The sequence below is a fragment of the Pseudomonas sp. VD-NE ins genome (assembly GCF_031882575.1).
Lineage (GTDB): Bacteria > Pseudomonadota > Gammaproteobacteria > Pseudomonadales > Pseudomonadaceae > Aquipseudomonas > Aquipseudomonas fluorescens_BZ.
The window spans coordinates 921,450-941,146 of record NZ_CP134772.1; the positions used below are offsets into that span (position 1 = coordinate 921,450).

At 57.9% G+C, this 19,697-nt stretch carries 17 protein-coding genes; 14 read left to right on the top strand and 3 right to left on the bottom strand.

Annotated features, from left to right (window positions below; genetic code table 11):
- Positions 1-10 precede the first annotated feature (10 nt).
- Positions 11-538, bottom strand: coding sequence for an outer membrane protein assembly factor BamE (locus RMV17_RS03870; RefSeq protein WP_038357476.1), 528 nt, complete (start codon positions 536-538; stop codon positions 11-13).
- Between the two features lie 97 nt (positions 539-635).
- On the opposite strand from RMV17_RS03870, the gene fur reads away from it, so the two are divergent.
- Positions 636-1,040: a ferric iron uptake transcriptional regulator gene (gene fur, locus RMV17_RS03875; protein WP_003221515.1), complete on the top strand. Its 405-nt coding sequence runs from the start codon at positions 636-638 to the stop codon at positions 1,038-1,040.
- A gap of 75 nt (positions 1,041-1,115) precedes the next feature.
- Here fur and recN read toward each other — a convergent pair whose 3' ends face one another.
- Positions 1,116-2,789, bottom strand: a complete 1,674-nt coding sequence (recN, locus tag RMV17_RS03880) for a DNA repair protein RecN (RefSeq protein ID WP_311885794.1) — start codon at positions 2,787-2,789, stop codon at positions 1,116-1,118.
- Positions 2,790-3,029: 240 nt separating this feature from the next.
- Between recN and grpE the strand changes: the two genes are divergently transcribed.
- From grpE to RMV17_RS03920, 8 genes are all read left to right on the top strand, one after another.
- A complete protein-coding gene (gene grpE, locus RMV17_RS03885) occupies positions 3,030-3,596 on the top strand; it encodes a nucleotide exchange factor GrpE (RefSeq protein WP_007915219.1) in 567 nt (188 codons plus the stop codon).
- 102 nt (positions 3,597-3,698) lie between these two features.
- Positions 3,699-5,615: a molecular chaperone DnaK gene (gene dnaK / locus RMV17_RS03890; protein WP_007915221.1), complete on the top strand. Its 1,917-nt coding sequence runs from the start codon at positions 3,699-3,701 to the stop codon at positions 5,613-5,615.
- Positions 5,616-5,912: 297 nt separating this feature from the next.
- Positions 5,913-7,037, top strand: a complete 1,125-nt coding sequence (dnaJ, locus tag RMV17_RS03895) for a molecular chaperone DnaJ (protein WP_007915222.1) — start codon at positions 5,913-5,915, stop codon at positions 7,035-7,037.
- Positions 7,038-7,046: 9 nt separating this feature from the next.
- Positions 7,047-7,853 (top strand): 4-hydroxy-tetrahydrodipicolinate reductase, encoded by an 807-nt coding sequence (dapB, locus tag RMV17_RS03900; RefSeq protein ID WP_034154415.1) that lies wholly within the window; start codon positions 7,047-7,049, stop codon positions 7,851-7,853.
- A gap of 257 nt (positions 7,854-8,110) precedes the next feature.
- The gene (carA, locus tag RMV17_RS03905) at positions 8,111-9,247 is read left to right on the top strand and encodes a glutamine-hydrolyzing carbamoyl-phosphate synthase small subunit (protein ID WP_007915228.1); all 1,137 of its coding nucleotides are present in this window, start codon (positions 8,111-8,113) and stop codon (positions 9,245-9,247) included.
- A gap of 125 nt (positions 9,248-9,372) precedes the next feature.
- Positions 9,373-12,594, top strand: a complete 3,222-nt coding sequence (gene carB / locus RMV17_RS03910; RefSeq protein ID WP_007915231.1) for a carbamoyl-phosphate synthase large subunit — start codon at positions 9,373-9,375, stop codon at positions 12,592-12,594.
- Entirely contained in the window at positions 12,591-13,067 is a 477-nt protein-coding gene (gene greA, locus RMV17_RS03915) for a transcription elongation factor GreA (protein ID WP_034154417.1), read from the top strand. The genes carB and greA overlap by 4 nt, the downstream gene beginning before the upstream one ends.
- Before the next feature lie 28 nt (positions 13,068-13,095).
- Positions 13,096-13,500 carry a hypothetical protein gene (locus RMV17_RS03920; RefSeq protein WP_034154418.1) on the top strand — a complete coding sequence of 135 codons (405 nt, stop codon included), beginning with the start codon at positions 13,096-13,098 and terminating at the stop codon, positions 13,498-13,500.
- Between the two features lie 9 nt (positions 13,501-13,509).
- Here RMV17_RS03920 and RMV17_RS03925 read toward each other — a convergent pair whose 3' ends face one another.
- Positions 13,510-13,818, bottom strand: a complete 309-nt coding sequence (locus RMV17_RS03925) for a YhbY family RNA-binding protein (protein ID WP_016771761.1) — start codon at positions 13,816-13,818, stop codon at positions 13,510-13,512.
- 101 nt (positions 13,819-13,919) lie between these two features.
- On the opposite strand from RMV17_RS03925, the gene rlmE reads away from it, so the two are divergent.
- From rlmE to tpiA, 5 genes are all read left to right on the top strand, one after another.
- A complete protein-coding gene (rlmE, locus tag RMV17_RS03930) occupies positions 13,920-14,549 on the top strand; it encodes a 23S rRNA (uridine(2552)-2'-O)-methyltransferase RlmE (RefSeq protein ID WP_008088328.1) in 630 nt (209 codons plus the stop codon).
- A gap of 202 nt (positions 14,550-14,751) precedes the next feature.
- Positions 14,752-16,659 carry an ATP-dependent zinc metalloprotease FtsH gene (gene ftsH / locus RMV17_RS03935; protein WP_311885805.1) on the top strand — a complete coding sequence of 636 codons (1,908 nt, stop codon included), beginning with the start codon at positions 14,752-14,754 and terminating at the stop codon, positions 16,657-16,659.
- An 8-nt stretch (positions 16,660-16,667) separates the two neighbouring features.
- Positions 16,668-17,519 carry a dihydropteroate synthase gene (folP, locus tag RMV17_RS03940; RefSeq protein WP_108226512.1) on the top strand — a complete coding sequence of 284 codons (852 nt, stop codon included), beginning with the start codon at positions 16,668-16,670 and terminating at the stop codon, positions 17,517-17,519.
- 16 nt (positions 17,520-17,535) lie between these two features.
- Positions 17,536-18,873 (top strand): phosphoglucosamine mutase, encoded by a 1,338-nt coding sequence (gene glmM, locus RMV17_RS03945; protein ID WP_122598522.1) that lies wholly within the window; start codon positions 17,536-17,538, stop codon positions 18,871-18,873.
- Between the two features lie 65 nt (positions 18,874-18,938).
- Positions 18,939-19,694 carry a triose-phosphate isomerase gene (gene tpiA / locus RMV17_RS03950; RefSeq protein WP_016986498.1) on the top strand — a complete coding sequence of 252 codons (756 nt, stop codon included), beginning with the start codon at positions 18,939-18,941 and terminating at the stop codon, positions 19,692-19,694.
- Positions 19,695-19,697: the final 3 nt, after the last annotated feature.

The window sequence follows — 19,697 nt, forward strand, 5'->3', positions numbered from 1 at the left end:
GCTTCGCCAATTATTGCGGCGAGGTGTCCAGTGGCTCTGGTGTTGGAACCGGAACGGTTTCTACACCATCGACGTCCTTCTGGATCTGATCCAGCAAGGAACCTGGCTTGACCGGTTTTTCCGGTTTTGGCTTCTCGGCGTTTTCAGCAGGAGCGGTCACGGTCGTGCCACTGTCCTTGCCGAGAATGGCTTCGTCACGGCTTACGCCCGGCATAAAGTCACCGGACAGGCTGACAAGCTGGTCGTTTGAGTTGAAAATAACGCTGATGCGTTCCTGTTGGCGTTCACCGCCACCCGGTTGCAGGCTGTACAGATAATCCCAGCGATCGGCATGGAACGTGTCGACAAGCAGAGGGTTACCCATGATAAACCGTACTTGCGGCCGGGTCATTCCCGGGCGTAACTGGTCTATCATGTCCTGCGTGACGACATTGCCCTGCTGGATGTCGATTTTGTAAACCCCGGGGAATGAACAACCGGCGAGTGCGAGCAGTCCCACAAAGGTGAAACTGGTTAGCAAGAGCTTGGTGTTTTGCATCGGTGGGCGACTTCCACTATCTTGGCTGGGACAACGTAAACGCCGATCATACCCGCATTAAGAGAAGCTGCGAAGCAGCATCGCGAGAAAGCTGACCATGGTTGAAAATAGCGAACTACGCAAAGCCGGCCTTAAAGTGACCCTGCCACGGGTCAAGATCCTGCAAATGCTCGACTCCACCGAGCAGCGTCACATGAGCGCCGAGGACGTCTACAAGGCGTTGATGGAAGCTGGCGAGGACGTCGGTCTGGCCACGGTTTACCGTGTTCTGACCCAGTTCGAAGCGGCTGGCCTCGTGGTCCGTCACAACTTCGACGGCGGCCATGCGGTATTCGAATTGGCCGACGGTGGCCACCACGACCATATGGTCAACGTGGAAACCGGTGAAGTCGTCGAATTCGTCAGCCCGGAAATCGAAAAGCTCCAGAAGGCAATTGCCGAGGAGCACGGTGTTGATCTGGTAGATCACAATCTGGTGCTGTACGTGCGCAAGAAAAAGTAAGAATGTCGCGCGAATTTCACATTCGCGAAACGAACGAAGGCGACCCAAGGGTCGCCTTCGTGCTTTCTGTCATTGCTAAACCTTGGCAGTGACCACCATTTTTTTCGCGTGGGCCAGGGATTCCTTGGTCAGATCGATGCCGCCGAGCATCCGTGCCACTTCTTCTATACGGTCATTCTTGCTCAGTTTGGAAACGGCAGTGTGCGTTGCCTCTTCACCGCGCACCTTGTGCACGAACAGATGCTGATGGCCTTGCGCGGCCACTTGCGGCAAGTGCGTGACAGTCAGTACCTGGCCGCGATCGCCGAGACGGCGCAACAGTTGGCCGACAATTTCCGCGGTCGGGCCGCCGATGCCTACGTCCACTTCGTCGAACACCAGTGTTGGAACGCGGGACGTCTGTGCGGTGATCACCTGAATAGCCAGGCTGATTCGCGACAGCTCGCCACCGGAGGCGACTTTCGCCAGTGCCTTCAGCGGTTGGCCCGGGTTGGCGCTGACCAGCAATTCGACCTGCTCCAGCCCGTTGGGCAATAACTCGTCGCTGCTGTTTGCCTTCAATTCGATGGTGAAGCGACCACCCGGCATGCCCAGTCGCTGAATTTCCTGCTCAACAGCATTGGCGAGACTGCCGGCGGCCTGATGCCGCAAATTGCTCAGTTCTCGGGCTTTCTCCTGATAGTGGCGGGCGTAGGAGGCCAGTTCTTCACCCAGGCGCTCGATGGATTCGTCATTGGCGTTCAGCGTTTCAATTTCATCCAGCAGCTTCTGCTGCATTTCACCCACTTCTGTGGGTTGAATCCGGTGTTTGCGCGCCAGGGTATAAATAGCGTCGAGACGTTCTTCCAGATATTGCAGGCGCGCCGGATCGGCATCGAAGTTATCGAGGAAGCGATTGAGTTCGCCGACGGCTTCTTCGACCTGGATCTGTGCGCTGGTGAGCAGGCTGCTGGCCTCGCCCAGTGCACCAACGGAATTGTTCACGCTCGACAGGCGATTGAGGCTGGCGGTCAGTGCGTTCAACACGTTGCCGGAATCGCTCTCGGCGCACTGCTCAACCACTTGCCGGCAAATACCCAGCAAGGTTTCGGCGTTGGTCAGGTTTTTGTGTTCCTGCTCCAGTTGCTCCAGCTCGTTATCACCGAGGCCGAGGTTTTCCAGCTCTTCAAGCTGATAGCTGAGCAATTGGTGGCGCGCGCGTTGTTCGTCGCCGGAGTTGGAGAGGCGCTCCAGCTCCTGACGAGTCTGGCGCCAGCGCTGGGCGGCGAGCTGAACCTGGCGGGCCAGGTCGGTAGCGCCGGCGTACTCGTCCAGCAAACGGCGATGGGTATCGGTTTTCAGCAGGGACTGGTGTTCATGTTGACTGTGGATATCGATCAGCAGCTCGCCCAGCGACTTGAGATCGCCCAGCGGGCAAGGGGTGCCATTGATGTAGCCGCGCGAACGACCTTCGCTGGTAATCACACGACGCAAGATGCACGGCCCATCGGACTCCAGATCGCGCTCGGCCAGCCACGCGCTGGCTTCGGGAATGTCCGCCAGATCGAAGGTCGCGAGGATGTCGGCCTTGTCGGCGCCGGGACGCACCACGCCGCTGTCGGCGCGATCACCGAGGGTCAGGCCCAGCGCGTCGAGCATGATCGACTTGCCGGCGCCGGTTTCACCCGTGATCACGCTCATCCCGCGATCAAGTTCGAGATCGAGATGTTCAACGATGGCGTAGTTATGTACGGACAGGTGCACCAGCATAAAGGCCGCTCCCAAACTAAAGGTCTGGTTATTTATACAGTGTTTTGTTTCGGCCTGACAATGCCCTCCCTTAGCTCGATTTGCTTGAACTGCAAATCTGCTTAGCGCATCGAGGAATGACAATGCGGTACTTTTTTGTAGGGTTAATGATTGAAGGCCCTTGAAGCCTGATTTTGCGGCCCCATATATCGGGGCAGAAGCGCGAGTCAGGCTCGCGGACGAAATTGAAAGGAGAATTCTATGGCTGACGAACAGACAGTAGATACGCAAAACCCAGAAGCCAATCAGGCGCCCGAAGGTTCGGGTGATGACCTGGCGACCCGTGTACAAGTGCTCGAAGAGCAATTGGCCGCCGCGCAGGATCAGTCTCTGCGTGTTGCTGCCGATCTGCAGAACGTCCGTCGCCGTGCCGAGCAGGACGTCGAGAAGGCGCACAAGTTTGCCCTGGAAAAATTTGCCGGCGACCTGTTGCCGATCGTCGACAGCCTGGAGCGCGGCCTCGAGCTGTCGAACCCGGACGACGAAAGCATTCGTCCGATGCGCGAAGGCATCGAGCTGACGCTGAAAATGTTCCACGACACCCTCAAGCGTTATCAGCTGGAAGCGATCGATCCGCACGGCGAACCGTTCAACGCCGTTCAGCATCAGGCGATGGCCATGCAGGAAAGCGCCGACGTAGAACCGAACAGCGTTCTGAAGGTTTTCCAGAAGGGCTACCAGCTCAACGGTCGCCTGCTGCGCCCGGCCATGGTTGTGGTCAGCAAGGCGCCTGCGCCAATTTCGCCTTCGATTGACGAGAAGGCTTGAAATTAGCCGCAAGGCCCCCATTTAGAAGTCAAGCGTTTAAGTATTACCGCAGTCAGCCACCACTGCTGCGGCAAAAAAATCCAAAGTTTCGGGAGAGTTAACATGGGCAAAATTATCGGTATCGACCTGGGGACTACCAACTCCTGCGTCTCCGTGCTGGAAAACGGCAAAGCAAAAGTTATTGAAAACGCTGAAGGCGCGCGTACCACGCCGTCGATCATCGCTTACGCCAACGATGGCGAAATCCTCGTAGGTCAGTCGGCCAAGCGTCAGGCTGTAACCAACCCGCACAACACTCTGTACGCGGTAAAGCGTCTGATCGGTCGTCGTTTCGACGAAGAAGTTGTGCAGAAAGACATCCAGATGGTCCCTTACAAGATCGTCAAGGCTGACAACAACGACGCCTGGGTTGAAGTGAACGGCCAGAAAATGGCACCGCCACAAATCTCGGCTGAAATCCTGAAAAAGATGAAGAAGACCGCCGAAGACTACCTCGGCGAGACCGTGACCGAAGCGGTAATCACCGTTCCGGCCTACTTCAACGACAGCCAGCGTCAGGCGACCAAAGACGCTGGCCGCATCGCGGGTCTGGACGTAAAACGTATCATCAACGAACCGACCGCAGCTGCTCTGGCTTACGGTATGGACAAGGCCAAGGGCGATCACACCGTGATCGTTTATGACCTGGGTGGCGGTACTTTCGACGTTTCCGTGATCGAGATCGCTGAAGTTGATGGCGAGCACCAGTTCGAAGTACTGGCCACCAACGGTGACACGTTCCTCGGCGGTGAAGACTTTGACATTCGTCTGATCGACTACCTCGTTGACGAATTCAAGAAAGAAAGCGGCATGAACCTCAAAGGTGACCCGCTGGCCATGCAGCGCCTGAAAGAAGCCGCTGAGAAAGCCAAGATCGAGCTGTCGTCCGCTCAGTCGACCGACGTCAACCTGCCGTACATCACTGCAGACGCGACCGGTCCTAAGCACCTGAACGTGAAGATCTCGCGTGCCAAGCTCGAAGCACTGGTTGAAGACCTGGTTCAGCGCACCATCGAACCTTGCCGCATCGCCATGAAAGACGCTGGTCTGGACGTTGGCGCGATCAACGACGTGATTCTGGTCGGTGGTCAGACCCGTATGCCGCTGGTGCAGAAGCTGGTGACCGATTTCTTCGGTAAAGAAGCTCGCAAAGACGTTAACCCGGACGAAGCCGTTGCCATGGGTGCTGCGATTCAGGGTGCCGTTCTGGCCGGTGATGTGAAAGACGTTCTGCTGCTCGACGTCAGCCCGCTGACCCTGGGTATCGAAACCATGGGTGGCGTGATGACCGCGCTGATCGAGAAAAACACCACGATTCCTACCAAGAAATCGCAAGTGTTCTCGACTGCCGACGACAACCAGGGCGCAGTGACCATTCACGTGCTGCAGGGCGAGCGTAAGCAAGCCACTCAGAACAAGTCCCTGGGCAAGTTCGACCTGGCCGACATTCCACCTGCTCCACGTGGCGTGCCACAGATCGAAGTGACCTTCGACATCGACGCTAACGGCATCCTGCACGTTGGTGCGAAAGACAAGGCTACCGGCAAGACCCAGTCGATCGTGATCAAGGCCAACTCCGGTCTGTCCGACGAAGAAATCGAGCGCATGGTGCGTGACGCCGAAGCCAACGCTGAGGAAGACCGCAAGTTCGAAGAGCTGGCCGCTGCCCGTAACCAGGGTGACGCACTGGTTCACTCGACGCGCAAAATGATTGCTGACGCGGGCGACAAAGTCACCGCTGAAGAGAAGACTGCGATCGAAGCCGCTGTGGTTGCTCTGGAAGCCGCTGTCAAAGGCGACGACAAGGCTGCTATCGAAGCCAAGGTTGAAGAGCTGTCGAAAGTCTCCGCTCCGGTTGCTCAGAAAATGTACGCCGAACAGGCTCAGCCAGCTGATGGCGCAGCCCCGCAAGGCGAATCGGCTGAGAAGGCTGACGACGTTGTCGATGCAGAGTTCGAAGAAGTCAAAGACCACAAGTAAGTTGTTGGTCGGCCGGTTGACTGCCTTCAGGCAGTGACTGGTAGGATGTCGCCGCGCGGGAGCTAGCTCCCGCGTTGGCGTATCTGGAATACGCGAATTTTTACAGCATGCGACAAGGTTCGGATGTTGGCGGTATGGCCGGGAATGCTCCTGCTTTTCGCGCCGCAAGTACCGCAAGAAACAAAGACCAGGATCGTTGAATTGACGTGAGTTGGGTCCGGGCCTGTATTGGGGCTCAACGAGTTTGGCCATCCTCAGGAGGGGTTTGCCGAACGTCCTCAAGAGTGCAGAAGACTTATGGCAAAGCGTGACTATTACGAAGTGTTGGGTGTTGAGCGCGGCTCAAGCGATGCGGACCTGAAGAAGGCTTACCGTCGTCTGGCGATGAAGCACCACCCGGACCGTAATCCCGATGACAAAGCGTCGGAAGAAATGTTCAAAGAGGCCAACGAGGCCTATGAAGTGCTGTCCGACTCCAGCAAGCGTGCGGCGTACGATCAGTACGGCCATGCCGGTGTCGACCCGAGCATGGGTGGCGGCGGTGCCGGTTTTGGCGGTCAGAATTTCTCGGACATCTTTGGTGATGTCTTCAGTGACTTCTTCGGTGGCGGTCGCGGCGGTTCCCGTGGCGGCGCTCAGCGTGGCAGCGACTTGCGCTACACCCTGGAACTGAATCTGGAAGAAGCGGTGCGCGGCACGACCGTGAATATCCGCGTTCCGACACTGGTCAACTGCAAGCCGTGCGACGGTTCGGGTGCCAAGAAAGGCTCCTCGCCATCGACGTGCCCGACCTGCGGCGGCATCGGTCAGGTGCGTATGCAGCAAGGCTTCTTCTCGGTGCAGCAAACCTGCCCGCGATGCCATGGCCAAGGCAAGATCATTTCCGATCCGTGCGATTCCTGCCACGGTGACGGCCGCGTTGAAGAGTACAAAACCCTGTCGGTCAAAGTGCCGGCCGGCGTCGATACCGGCGACCGCATTCGTCTGTCTGGCGAAGGCGAGGCGGGTACGCAGGGCGGTCCGACGGGCGACCTGTATGTGGTCATCAATGTCCGCGAGCACGACATTTTCCAGCGCGATGGCAAACATCTGTTCTGCGAAGTGCCGATCAGCTTCGTCGATGCGGCACTGGGTGGCGAGCTGGAAATTCCGACCCTTGACGGTCGCGTCAAACTGAAAATCCCTGAGGGTACTCAGACCGGCAAGCAGTTCCGCGTACGCGGTAAAGGCGTGGCGCCGGTACGTGGCGGCGGTGCGGGCGATTTGATGTGCCGCGTCGCGGTCGAGACGCCGGTCAACCTGAATCGTCGTCAGCGCGAACTGCTGGAAGAATTCCGCAGCTCGCTGGCGGACGACAACAGCCATTCGCCAAAAACCACTGGTTGGTTCGACGGTGTGAAGCGCTTCTTCGGCGATCTGTAAGGAGTCGGCATGCGACGTATAGCTGTGATGGGCGCTGCTGGGCGCATGGGTAAGATTCTGGTGGAGGCCGTGCAGCAGCGCGCGCCGCTGACCGGTTTGACCGCCGCTGTGGTTCGTCCTGGCAGCACGCTGATCGGCGTCGATGCGGGTGAGCTGGCATCGCTGGGTCGTATTGGTGTGCCGCTGTCCGGGCATATCGAAGCGGTGGCTGAAGAGTTCGATGTGTTGATCGATTTCACGCTCCCGGAAGTGATGCTGAAAAACCTCGCGTTCTGCCGCAAGACAGGCAAAGCCATGGTCATCGGCACTACCGGGCTGGACGCAGCGCAGAAGCAGTTGCTGGTCGAGGCGGGCAAGGATATTCCGATCGTTTTTGCGGCCAACTTCAGTGTCGGCGTCAATCTGTCGCTGAAACTGCTCGATATGGCGGCGCGCGTGCTGGGTGATGAGGCGGATATCGAAATCATCGAAGCGCATCACCGGCACAAGATCGATGCGCCGTCGGGTACGGCGTTGCGCATGGGTGAAGTGATCGCCAGTGCACTGGATCGTGATTTGCAGAAAGTCGCGGTCTACGGTCGTGAGGGTCACACCGGCGCTCGTGAGCGTGAAACCATCGGCTTCGCCACTGTTCGTGGCGGTGACGTGGTGGGTGATCACACCGTGCTGTTCGCCTGCGAAGGTGAGCGTCTGGAGATCACGCACAAGGCGTCGAGCCGCATGACGTTCGCCAAGGGTGCGGTGCGTGCGGCGTTGTGGCTGGATGGTCGCGAGCCGGGTCTGTATGACATGCAAGACGTGCTCGACCTGCGTTGATACACTGCTGAACCCGGCGCAAACGCCCTGTTTGCGCTGGTTTTTCTCCGCTCGGCGACGACCTGTCGCATTCTCCGGCCTTTTAGGCTCTTTAGCGGTGGACCAAAAAAGCCTTTTTCTGTAAGCTACAGCTTTAGTGTGTCCACTAAAAGCGCGCAGAATAATTCAGTGAAGAAGCGGGGTGACGTGTCCATACGTCACTCCGCTTTTTTACAACCTGCGATCGCCCTTTCATGCGTTATTTACGGGAGGTCTTCTTGACTAAGCCAGCCATACTTGCCCTTGCTGATGGCAGCATTTTTCGCGGCGAAGCCATTGGTGCCGACGGTCAAACCGTTGGTGAGGTGGTGTTCAACACCGCAATGACCGGCTATCAGGAAATCCTTACCGATCCTTCCTACGCCCAACAGATCGTTACCCTGACCTACCCGCACATCGGCAACACCGGCACCACGCCGGAAGATGCCGAGTCCGATCGCGTCTGGTCCGCTGGCCTGGTTATCCGTGACCTGCCGCTGGTAGCGAGCAACTGGCGTAACACGATGTCCCTGTCCGATTACCTGAAAGCCAACAACGTTGTGGCCATCGCCGGTATCGACACCCGCCGCCTGACCCGCATCCTGCGTGAAAAAGGCGCACAAAACGGCTGCATCATGGCCGGCGACAACATTTCCGAAGAAGCGGCAATCGCCGCGGCGCAAGGCTTTCCGGGCCTGAAGGGCATGGATCTGGCGAAAGTCGTCAGCACCAAGACTCAATACGAATGGCGCTCGACTGTCTGGGATCTGAAGACCGACAGCCACGCGACCATCGATGCCTCCGAGCTGCCTTACCATGTGGTTGCCTACGACTACGGCGTCAAGGTCAACATCCTGCGCATGCTGGTCGAGCGCGGTTGCCGCGTCACCGTGGTGCCGGCTCAGACTCCAGCGGCCGACGTACTGGCACTGAAGCCGGACGGCGTGTTCCTGTCCAACGGCCCTGGTGACCCGGAGCCATGCGACTACGCGATCAAGGCGATCAAGGAAGTCCTGGAAACTGAAATTCCGGTATTCGGCATCTGCCTCGGTCACCAACTGCTGGCACTGGCCTCCGGCGCCAAAACCCTGAAAATGGGCCACGGCCACCACGGTGCCAACCACCCGGTGCAGGATCTGGACACTGGCGTTGTGATGATCACCAGCCAGAACCACGGTTTCGCGGTAGACGAAGAAACCCTGCCAGCCAACGTGCGTGCGATCCACAAATCGCTGTTCGACGGCACCCTGCAAGGCATCGAGCGTACCGACAAGAGCGCGTTCAGCTTCCAGGGTCACCCTGAAGCGAGCCCGGGCCCGAACGACGTCGCGCCACTGTTCGACCGCTTCATCAACGAGATGGCCAAGCGACGCTAAGCGTTCGCCTTGAGACTGTAGAGAGAAGCCCTCGAGGGCGGCCCCGACACCGGCGGCCCCTTCGAGACTTCAGAAATCGATCAAGACGGCTTGCCGACTGACCTGCGGATTTGAGTGACAAACCCATGCCAAAACGTACAGACATTAAAAGCATCCTGATTCTCGGCGCTGGCCCGATCGTTATCGGCCAGGCCTGCGAATTCGACTACTCCGGCGCCCAGGCCTGCAAAGCCCTTCGCGAAGAGGGTTACCGCGTCATCCTGGTGAACTCCAACCCGGCCACCATCATGACCGACCCGGATATGGCCGACGCCACCTACATCGAGCCGATCAAGTGGCAGACCGTTGCCAAGATCATCGAAAAAGAGCGTCCGGACGCGGTGCTGCCAACCATGGGCGGCCAGACTGCTCTGAACTGCGCCCTGGACCTGGAGCGCGAAGGCGTTCTGGAGAAGTTCGGCGTAGAAATGATCGGTGCCAACGCCGACACCATCGACAAGGCTGAAGACCGTTCGCGCTTCGACAAGGCGATGAAATCCATCGGCCTGGCGTGCCCGCGTTCCGGTATCGCCCACAGCATGGAAGAGGCCAACGCGGTTCTCGAAACCCTGGGCTTCCCGTGCATCATCCGTCCGTCCTTCACCATGGGCGGCACCGGTGGCGGTATCGCTTACAACCGTGAAGAGTTCGAAGAAATCTGCGCCCGTGGTCTGGACCTGTCGCCGACCAAAGAGCTGCTGATCGACGAATCGCTGATCGGCTGGAAAGAATATGAGATGGAAGTTGTCCGCGACAAAAAGGACAACTGCATCATCGTCTGCTCGATCGAAAACTTCGACCCGATGGGCGTGCACACCGGTGACTCGATCACCGTGGCTCCAGCGCAAACCCTGACCGATAAGGAATACCAGATCCTGCGTAACGCCTCGCTGGCGGTACTGCGTGAGATCGGCGTCGAGACTGGCGGTTCCAACGTGCAATTCGGTATCTGCCCGAACACTGGCCGCATGGTCGTGATCGAAATGAACCCGCGCGTATCGCGTTCCTCGGCCCTGGCTTCGAAAGCCACCGGTTTCCCGATCGCCAAAGTCGCGGCCAAGCTGGCTGTGGGTTACACCCTCGACGAACTGTCGAACGACATCACCGGTGGCAAGACCCCGGCGTCCTTCGAGCCGTCGATCGACTATGTCGTGACCAAGCTGCCACGCTTCGCCTTCGAGAAATTCGCCAAGGCTGACGCGCGTCTGACCACTCAGATGAAGTCGGTCGGTGAAGTCATGGCCATCGGCCGTACCTTCCAGGAATCCCTGCAGAAAGCCCTGCGCGGTCTGGAAGTGGGCGTTTGCGGTCTGGACGAGAAGCTCGACCTGAGCAACCCGGAAAGCATGAGCGTGCTCAAGCGTGAGCTGACCGTACCGGGCGCCGAGCGTATCTGGTACGTGGCGGACGCTTTCCGCGCCGGCCTGTCGGTCGAAGACATCTTCGGCATGAACATGATCGACCCGTGGTTCCTGGTGCAGATCGAAGATCTGATCAAGGAAGAAGAGAAGGTCAAGACCCTCGGTCTGTCCGCTATCGACCGCGACCTGATGTTCAAGCTCAAGCGCAAAGGCTTCTCCGATCAGCGTCTAGCCAAACTGTTGGGCGTAACCGAGAAAAACCTGCGTACGCACCGTCAGAAGCTCGAAGTGTTCCCGGTCTACAAGCGCGTTGACACCTGCGCCGCCGAGTTCGCCACCGACACCGCATACCTGTACTCGACGTACGAAGAAGAGTGTGAAGCCGCGCCGTCGGGCCGCGACAAGATCATGATTCTGGGTGGCGGTCCGAACCGTATCGGCCAGGGCATCGAGTTCGACTACTGCTGCGTTCACGCTGCCCTCGCTCTGCGCGAAGACGGCTACGAAACCATCATGGTCAACTGCAACCCGGAAACCGTTTCCACCGATTACGACACTTCCGACCGTCTGTACTTCGAGCCGGTAACCCTGGAAGACGTGCTGGAAATCTGTCGCGTCGAGAAGCCGAAAGGCGTGATCGTCCAGTACGGCGGCCAGACCCCGCTGAAACTGGCGCGTGCTCTGGAAGCTGCTGGCGTGCCAATCATCGGCACCAGCCCTGACGCGATCGACCGTGCTGAAGACCGTGAGCGCTTCCAGCAAATGGTTGAGCGCCTCAACCTGCGTCAGCCGCCAAACGCCACCGTGCGCAGTGAAGACGAAGCTGTTCGTGCTGCCGCGAAAATCGGTTATCCGCTGGTGGTGCGCCCGTCCTATGTACTGGGCGGCCGTGCGATGGAAATCGTTTACAAGGAAGACGAGCTCAAGCGTTACCTGCGTGATGCGGTGCAAGTGTCCAACGACAGCCCGGTGCTGCTCGACCACTTCCTCAACTGCGCCATCGAAATGGACGTGGATGCGGTCTGCGACGGCAAAGACGTGGTGATCGGCGCGATCATGCAGCACATCGAACAGGCTGGTGTTCACTCCGGTGACTCCGCGTGCTCGCTGCCGCCGTACTCGCTGCCGGCGCACATCCAGGACGAGATGCGCGAGCAGGTCAAGAAAATGGCCCTGGAACTGGGCGTTGTCGGCCTGATGAACGTGCAGTTGGCGCTGCAAGGCGAAGACATCTACGTCATCGAAGTCAATCCGCGTGCTTCGCGTACCGTACCGTTCGTGTCGAAGTGCATCGGTGTTTCCCTGGCGATGATCGCTGCCCGCGTGATGGCCGGTAAGACCCTGAAAGAAATCGGCTTCACCAAAGAAATCATCCCGAACTTCTACAGCGTGAAAGAGGCGGTTTTCCCGTTCGCCAAATTCCCTGGCGTTGACCCGATTCTCGGCCCAGAGATGAAGTCGACCGGAGAAGTGATGGGCGTCGGCGATACCTTCGGTGAAGCATTCGCCAAAGCCCAGATGGGTGCCAGCGAAGTGCTGCCGACCGGCGGTACTGCGTTCATCAGCGTGCGCGACGACGACAAGCCATTGGTTGCCGGCGTGGCCCGTGATCTGATCAACTTGGGCTTCGAAGTGGTTGCCACCGCCGGTACTGCCAAGCTGATCGAAGCCGCAGGCCTGAAAGTGCGCCGTGTGAACAAGGTGACCGAGGGTCGTCCGCACGTGGTCGACATGATCAAGAATGATGAAGTCACCCTGATCATCAACACCACCGAAGGTCGTCAGTCGATCGCTGATTCGTACTCCATTCGTCGTAATGCCTTGCAGCACAAGATTTATTGCACCACCACCATTGCTGCTGGCGAAGCTATCTGTGAAGCGCTGAAGTTCGGTCCGGAAAAGACCGTGCGTCGCTTGCAGGATCTACACGCAGGATTGAAGGCATGATCAAATACCCAATGACCGTCCAGGGCGCTAAAGCCCTGGAAGAGGAACACGCTCACCTGACCAAGGTCGTCCGTCCGAAGCTCAGCCAGGACATCGGTACGGCCCGCGAGTTGGGTGACTTGAAAGAAAACGCTGAATACCATGCCGCCCGCGAACAGCAAGGCATGGTCGAGGCGCGGATTCGTGACATCGAAGGCCGGATCCAGAATCAGGTCATCATCGATGTCACAACCATTGCGCACACCGGCAAAGTGATTTTCGGTACCACCGTCGAAATCGCCAATGTCGAGACTGACGAAAGCGTCACTTATCACATCGTGGGTGAGGATGAGGCTGACTTCAAACTCGGCAAGATTTCCGTCGGCTCGCCTTTGGCCCGTGCCTTGATTGGCAAGGAAGAGGGCGATGTGGTCGCCGTGAAAACGCCAAGCGGCGTGATCGAGTACGAGATTGTCGAAGTCCGTCACATCTGAAAAAGGGCGCCCGCTGCATGCGGGCGCCATGCTTTGGCAACTGACCCAGATGCTTTGGGTCGGCGGTCTATGGCTGATTCATCTCGGTTTGCAGCCGGCGTTGGGCCAAATCGGCTTGGCGCCACTGCTGATCGATGAAGTGGCCAGTGCATTTGAAGTGCTGGTGGTAGGTTTTGCCGCCGCATGCGTTATTTTTCAGGCTTTGGTGCTGGTACAGGCCGAGGGCCTTGCCAGTCTATGGCGAGATTTTCGCGGTCAGGTGCTGCTGATGGCGTTGTATGCGTGTGCGATGTATGTCGCAGTGCGTGTCGGCTGGCCGGATGCGCAGCGCTGGCAGGTGTTCAGTTATCTGGTTCTGGGCTTTTCCGGGCTGGTGCTGGTGATGCAGCCGGTGCCGGGATGGAGTGGCAGGGTGCGCGAAGCACACCCTTGACCCTTTTCATCACTTGAAGCGATGAACGTTCGACAGCTGCTTGTTGGCGCTGAAGTTCTTGCGATAAACCAGTGCCATCTTGCCGATGACCTGTACCAGGTCCGCTTTGCCAACCTTGCACAGTTCGGCGATATGCGCCAGGCGCGACTCGCGATCGAGGATGTTGAGCTTGATTTTGATCAGCTCATGATCCGCCAAGGCGCGTTCAAGTTCGGCTAAAACACCTTCAGTCAAACCGTTGTCAGCCACTGTCAAAACCGGTTTCAGGTGGTGGCCAATGGATTTGTACTGTTTCTTCTGCTCTGGAGTGAGCGGCATAATCTGACCCTTTCGTCTGGATTCTGTAAAATGGCGGCCATTTTACCCGAGGGTTCGTGGATCCGCCCAATTAATCACGACCCTAATCATCGAGGTGCCCAATGGCGCGTTCCAAGACAAGCCTTGGTTGGCTGAAAAGACATGTCAATGATCCCTATGTGAAGCAAGCGCAAAAGGATGGCTATCGCTCGCGTGCGAGTTACAAGCTTCTGGAGGTCCAGGAGAAATACAAGCTGATCCGCCCTGGCATGAGCGTTGTCGACCTGGGTGCAGCCCCCGGTGGCTGGTCGCAGGTCACCAGTCGTCTGATCGGCGGTCAGGGGCGTTTGATCGCCTCGGACATTCTGGAAATGGACAGCATCCCTGACGTCACCTTCATTCAGGGTGACTTCACCGAGGACGCAGTGCTCGCGCAGATCCTTGAGGCCGTGGGTAATTCGCAGGTGGACCTTGTGATTTCCGATATGGCCCCCAATATGAGTGGTACGCCTGAAGTGGATATGCCCAAAGCCATGTTCCTTTGCGAGCTGGCGCTTGATCTGGCGGAGCGAATCCTCAAGCCGGGTGGTAATTTCGTGATCAAGATTTTTCAGGGCGAAGGGTTTGATGTCTACCTGAAGGATGCTCGCAAGAAGTTCGACAAGATCCAGATGATCAAGCCGGACTCCTCTCGTGGCAGCTCCCGCGAGCAATACATGCTGGCTTGGGGTTATCGCGGGCGTAGCGAGTAAAACGAGGTTTTTGTGCGGGGTGATAGGTTTTTAGTATTTCGCCCGGCTAGCATTAACGAATATTGTGTAGAAAGTGTTTCACAAAGGGTTACAGACGGCGCCTGCCAGAGTCGTAGGTAATGTAGTAAGTTAGGCCGGTGAATATCATGCGAAGCGCGCGCCAGTAGCGGAGCTTGCTTCAGAGGGTAGTTAATTGAACGATATGGCAAAGAATCTGATCCTGTGGTTGATCATCGCGGCTGTCCTGGTGACGGTGATGAACAACTTCTCCAGCCCTAACGAGCCGCAGACCCTCAACTATTCCGACTTCATCCAGCAGGTCAAGGATGGCAAGGTCGAGCGCGTAGCCGTTGATGGTTATGTGATTACCGGCAAGCGCAATGATGGCGATAGCTTCAAGACCATTCGTCCGGCAATCCAGGACAATGGCCTGATCGGCGATCTGGTCGACAACCACGTTGTGGTTGAAGGCAAGCAGCCTGAACAGCAAAGCATCTGGACCCAGCTTCTGGTGGCCAGCTTCCCGATCCTGGTGATCATCGCGGTGTTCATGTTCTTCATGCGCCAGATGCAGGGCGGTGCTGGCGGCAAGGGCGGACCGATGAGCTTCGGCAAGAGCAAGGCGCGCCTGCTCTCCGAAGACCAGGTAAAAACCACATTGGCTGACGTCGCCGGTTGCGACGAAGCCAAGGAAGAAGTCGGCGAGCTGGTTGAATTCCTCCGTGATCCGGGCAAGTTCCAGCGCCTGGGCGGCCGTATTCCTCGCGGTGTGCTGATGGTCGGTCCTCCGGGTACCGGTAAAACCTTGCTGGCCAAGGCGATTGCCGGTGAAGCCAAGGTTCCGTTCTTCACCATCTCCGGTTCAGATTTCGTCGAAATGTTCGTCGGTGTCGGTGCCAGCCGTGTACGTGACATGTTCGAGCAGGCGAAGAAACACGCGCCTTGCATCATCTTTATCGATGAAATCGACGCCGTCGGTCGCCATCGTGGCGCTGGCATGGGTGGCGGTCACGACGAGCGTGAGCAGACTCTCAACCAGTTGCTGGTTGAGATGGACGGCTTCGAGATGAATGACGGCATCATTGTTATCGCTGCAACCAACCGTCCTGACGTACTCGACCCTGCGCTGCTGCGTCCGGGCCGTTTCGACCGTCAGGTTGTGGTGGGGCTGCCGGATATCCGTGGTCGCGAGCAGATCCTCAAGGTTCACATGCGTAAAGTGCCAATGGGTGACGACGTTGCTCCGGCCGTTATCGCACGTGGTACTCCGGGTTTCTCGGGGGCTGACCTGGCTAACCTGGTCAACGAAGCTTCGCTGTTCGCTGCACGCAGCGGCAAACGCATCGTTGAAATGAAAGAGTTCGAACTGGCCAAAGACAAGATCATGATGGGCGCCGAGCGCAAATCGATGGTCATGTCCGAGAAAGAGAAGCAGAACACCGCTTATCACGAAGCTGGCCACGCCATCGTTGGTCGCGTCGTACCTGAGCACGATCCGGTGTACAAGGTGTCGATCATCCCGCGCGGTCGTGCGCTGGGTGTGACAATGTTCCTGCCGGAAGAAGATCGTTACAGTCTGTCCAAGCGTGCGCTGATCAGTCAGATCTGCTCGCTGTACGGCGGTCGTATCGCTGAAGAAATGACTTTGGGCTTCGACGGTGTAACCACCGGTGCTTCCAACGACATCATGCGTGCGAGTCAGATTGCGCGGAACATGGTGACCAAGTGGGGGCTGTCGGAAAAACTCGGTCCGTTGATGTACGCCGAAGAAGAGGGTGAAGTGTTCCTCGGTCGCGGCGGTGGTGGTCAGGCTGCCAGCTTCTCCGGTGAGACAGCCAGGCTGATCGACTCCGAAGTGCGCAGCATCATTGATCAGTGCTACGGCACGGCCAAGCAGATTCTCACGGACAACCGTGACAAGCTCGATGCCATGGCTGATGCGCTGATGAAGTACGAAACGATCGATGCTGAACAGATCGACGACATCATGGCGGGTCGTACACCTCGCGAGCCACGTGACTGGTCGGGTGGCACTGGTACGCCGCCACCTCCAGTGGTTCGTGACGAGCGTCCGGAAACACCGATTGGCGGCCCGGCTGCTGACGTTTAAGGTTTGAAATGACTTCTGTACAGTCCCTGACCCGGTTGCCTTGCGGCAACCGGGTTCTTGATTTGGCCCAGACGCATGTCATGGGTATTCTCAATGTCACCCCTGATTCTTTCTCCGACGGCGGCCAATACAGCCAGCTCGATGCGGCTTTGCGCCACGCCGAGGCTATGGTTGCAGCGGGTGCGACGCTGATTGATGTCGGTGGCGAGTCCACTCGCCCAGGCGCGCGCGCAGTGTCACCGCTCGAAGAGCTTGAGCGTGTGGCGCCGATCGTCGAGCTGATCAATCGCGAGTTGGATGTGATCATTTCGGTGGATACTTCTACGCCAGCCGTTATGCGCGAAACCGCACGATTGGGTGCCGGATTGATCAATGATGTGCGCTCGCTGCAACGCGACGGCGCACTGGATGCGGCGGCGGCTACCGGTTTGCCGGTGTGCCTCATGCATATGCTCGGCGAGCCCGGAGATATGCAGGACAATCCGCAGTATCAGGATGTCACGCGTGAGGTGGGCGACTTTCTCGCTGAGCGTATGGCGCAATGTGCGGCAGCAGGTATTCCTGCAGAGCGCATTATTCTCGACCCGGGTTTCGGTTTCGCCAAAACCCTGCAGCACAATCTAAGCTTGTTCAAGCACATGGAGGCCCTGCATGCGTTAGGCAGGCCATTGCTTGTCGGTGTTTCTCGAAAGAGCATGATCGGGCAGGCTTTGAATCGTCCTGTCGGTGAGCGGCTGCATGGTGGTCTGGCACTGGCGGCGCTGGCATCGGTGAAGGGGGCGCGTATATTGCGCGTCCATGATGTAGCGGAAACGGTAGACGTGGTGCGCATGATTGCGGCCGTGGAATCAGCCGAATAAGAATGATGGAGCACTTATGAGCAAGAAATACTTTGGTACTGACGGCATTCGTGGTCGAGTCGGTGAATACCCGATTACTCCTGACTTCATGCTCAAGCTCGGCTGGGCTGCTGGTATGGCTTTTCGCAAGATGGGCGCCTGCAAGGTGCTGGTCGGCAAGGACACGCGAATTTCCGGCTATATGTTCGAGTCGGCGCTTGAAGCCGGCCTGACTTCGGCGGGTGCCGATGTGATGCTGTTGGGCCCTATGCCGACACCGGCCATCGCCTATCTGTCGCGCACGTTCCAGGCTGAGGCCGGTATCGTGATCAGTGCTTCGCACAATCCGCATGATGACAACGGCATCAAATTCTTCTCCGGTAAAGGCACCAAGCTGCCGGATGAACTGGAGCTGATGATCGAAGAGCTGCTCGACACCCCGATGACTGTGGTCGAATCGAGCAAGATCGGCAAAGTCTCGCGAATCAACGATGCGTCGGGTCGCTACATTGAGTTCTGCAAGAGCAGCGTGCCAACTGGCACCAGTTTTTCCGGCCTCAAGATCGTTATCGACTGTGCGCATGGTGCGACCTATAAGGTGGCTCCGAGCGTCTTCCGCGAGTTGGGTGCAGAAGTCGTTGTGCTGTCAGCTCAGCCAAACGGCCTGAATATCAATGAAAACTGCGGCTCGACCCATATGGGGCAGTTGCAGGCTGCGGTACTCGCTGAGCACGCCGACCTGGGTATTGCTTTCGATGGTGATGGCGATAGGGTTTTGATGGTTGACCACACTGGCGCCATCGTTGATGGCGACGAATTGTTGTTCATCATCGCCCGTGACCTGCACGAGCGTGGCAAATTGCAGGGCGGCGTGGTTGGCACCTTGATGAGTAATCTGGGGCTGGAGCTCGCGCTTGCAGAGCTTTCGATTCCATTTATTCGTGCCAATGTCGGCGACCGTTACGTGATTGCCGAGTTGCTTGAGCGCAACTGGCTGGTCGGCGGCGAAAATTCGGGGCATATCGTTTGCTTCAATCACACCACGACCGGTGATGCGATCATCGCGGCCTTGCAGGTATTGATGGCGCTGAAGACCCGTAATGAGGGCTTGGCGCAAACGCGTCAGGCATTGCGCAAGTGCCCTCAGGTATTAATCAATGTGCGTTTCGGTGGTGGCGAAAGTCCGTTGGAACACCCGGCTGTCAAGGAAGCCAGTGCGCGTGTTACCCAGGCAATGGCGGGGCGCGGTCGCGTGCTTTTGCGCAAGTCCGGGACAGAGCCTCTGGTGCGCGTAATGGTCGAAGGCGAGGATGAGACTCAGGTTCGTAACTATGCCGAAGAGCTGGCAAAACTGGTAACTGAAGTTTCTGCCTGATTCGGCTTGCAAGCCATGATTGTGTTGGGTAACATCTGCGCCCACTTTGACCGACGAGGTACAGCATGCGTCGCCCTATGGTAGCTGGTAACTGGAAGATGCACGGTACCCGCGCCAGCGTCGCTGAGCTGATCAACGGCCTTCGTCATCTGGCCTTGCCAAGCGGTGTTGATGTCGCGGTATTCCCGCCTTGCTTGTATATCAATCAAGTGATTGATGGCTTGAAAGGCAAGTCGATTTCGGTCGGCGCGCAGAATTCTGCGGTGGAATCCATGCAAGGTGCATTGACCGGTGAAATTGCTCCGAGTCAGTTAGTGGATGCAGGTTGTTCCCTGGTGCTTGTCGGGCACTCCGAACGCCGCCAGATAATGGGCGAGCGAGACGGGATGCTGAATCGCAAGTTCGCAGCGGCACAGGCATGCGGCTTGATTCCGGTGCTGTGTATAGGGGAAACCCTTGAGCAGCGCGAAGCCGGGAAAACTCTTGAGGTTGTCGGGCGTCAGCTGGGCAGCATCATCGAGGAGCTGGGTGTAGGTGCTTTTGCCAAGGCGGTCATTGCTTACGAGCCTGTCTGGGCCATTGGTACCGGACTGACTGCAACGCCGCAACAGGCTCAGGATGTGCATAAGGCCATTCGCGAGCAGTTGGCGGCAGAGAATTCTGAAGTCGCACGAGGTGTGCGGCTTCTATACGGCGGCAGCGTGAAGGCGGCCAATGCGGTCGAACTGTTCGGCATGCCGGATATCGATGGGGGGCTCATTGGTGGAGCTTCCCTGAATGCAGATGAGTTCGGTGCGATCTGTCGCGCCGCGGGAAACTGAAAA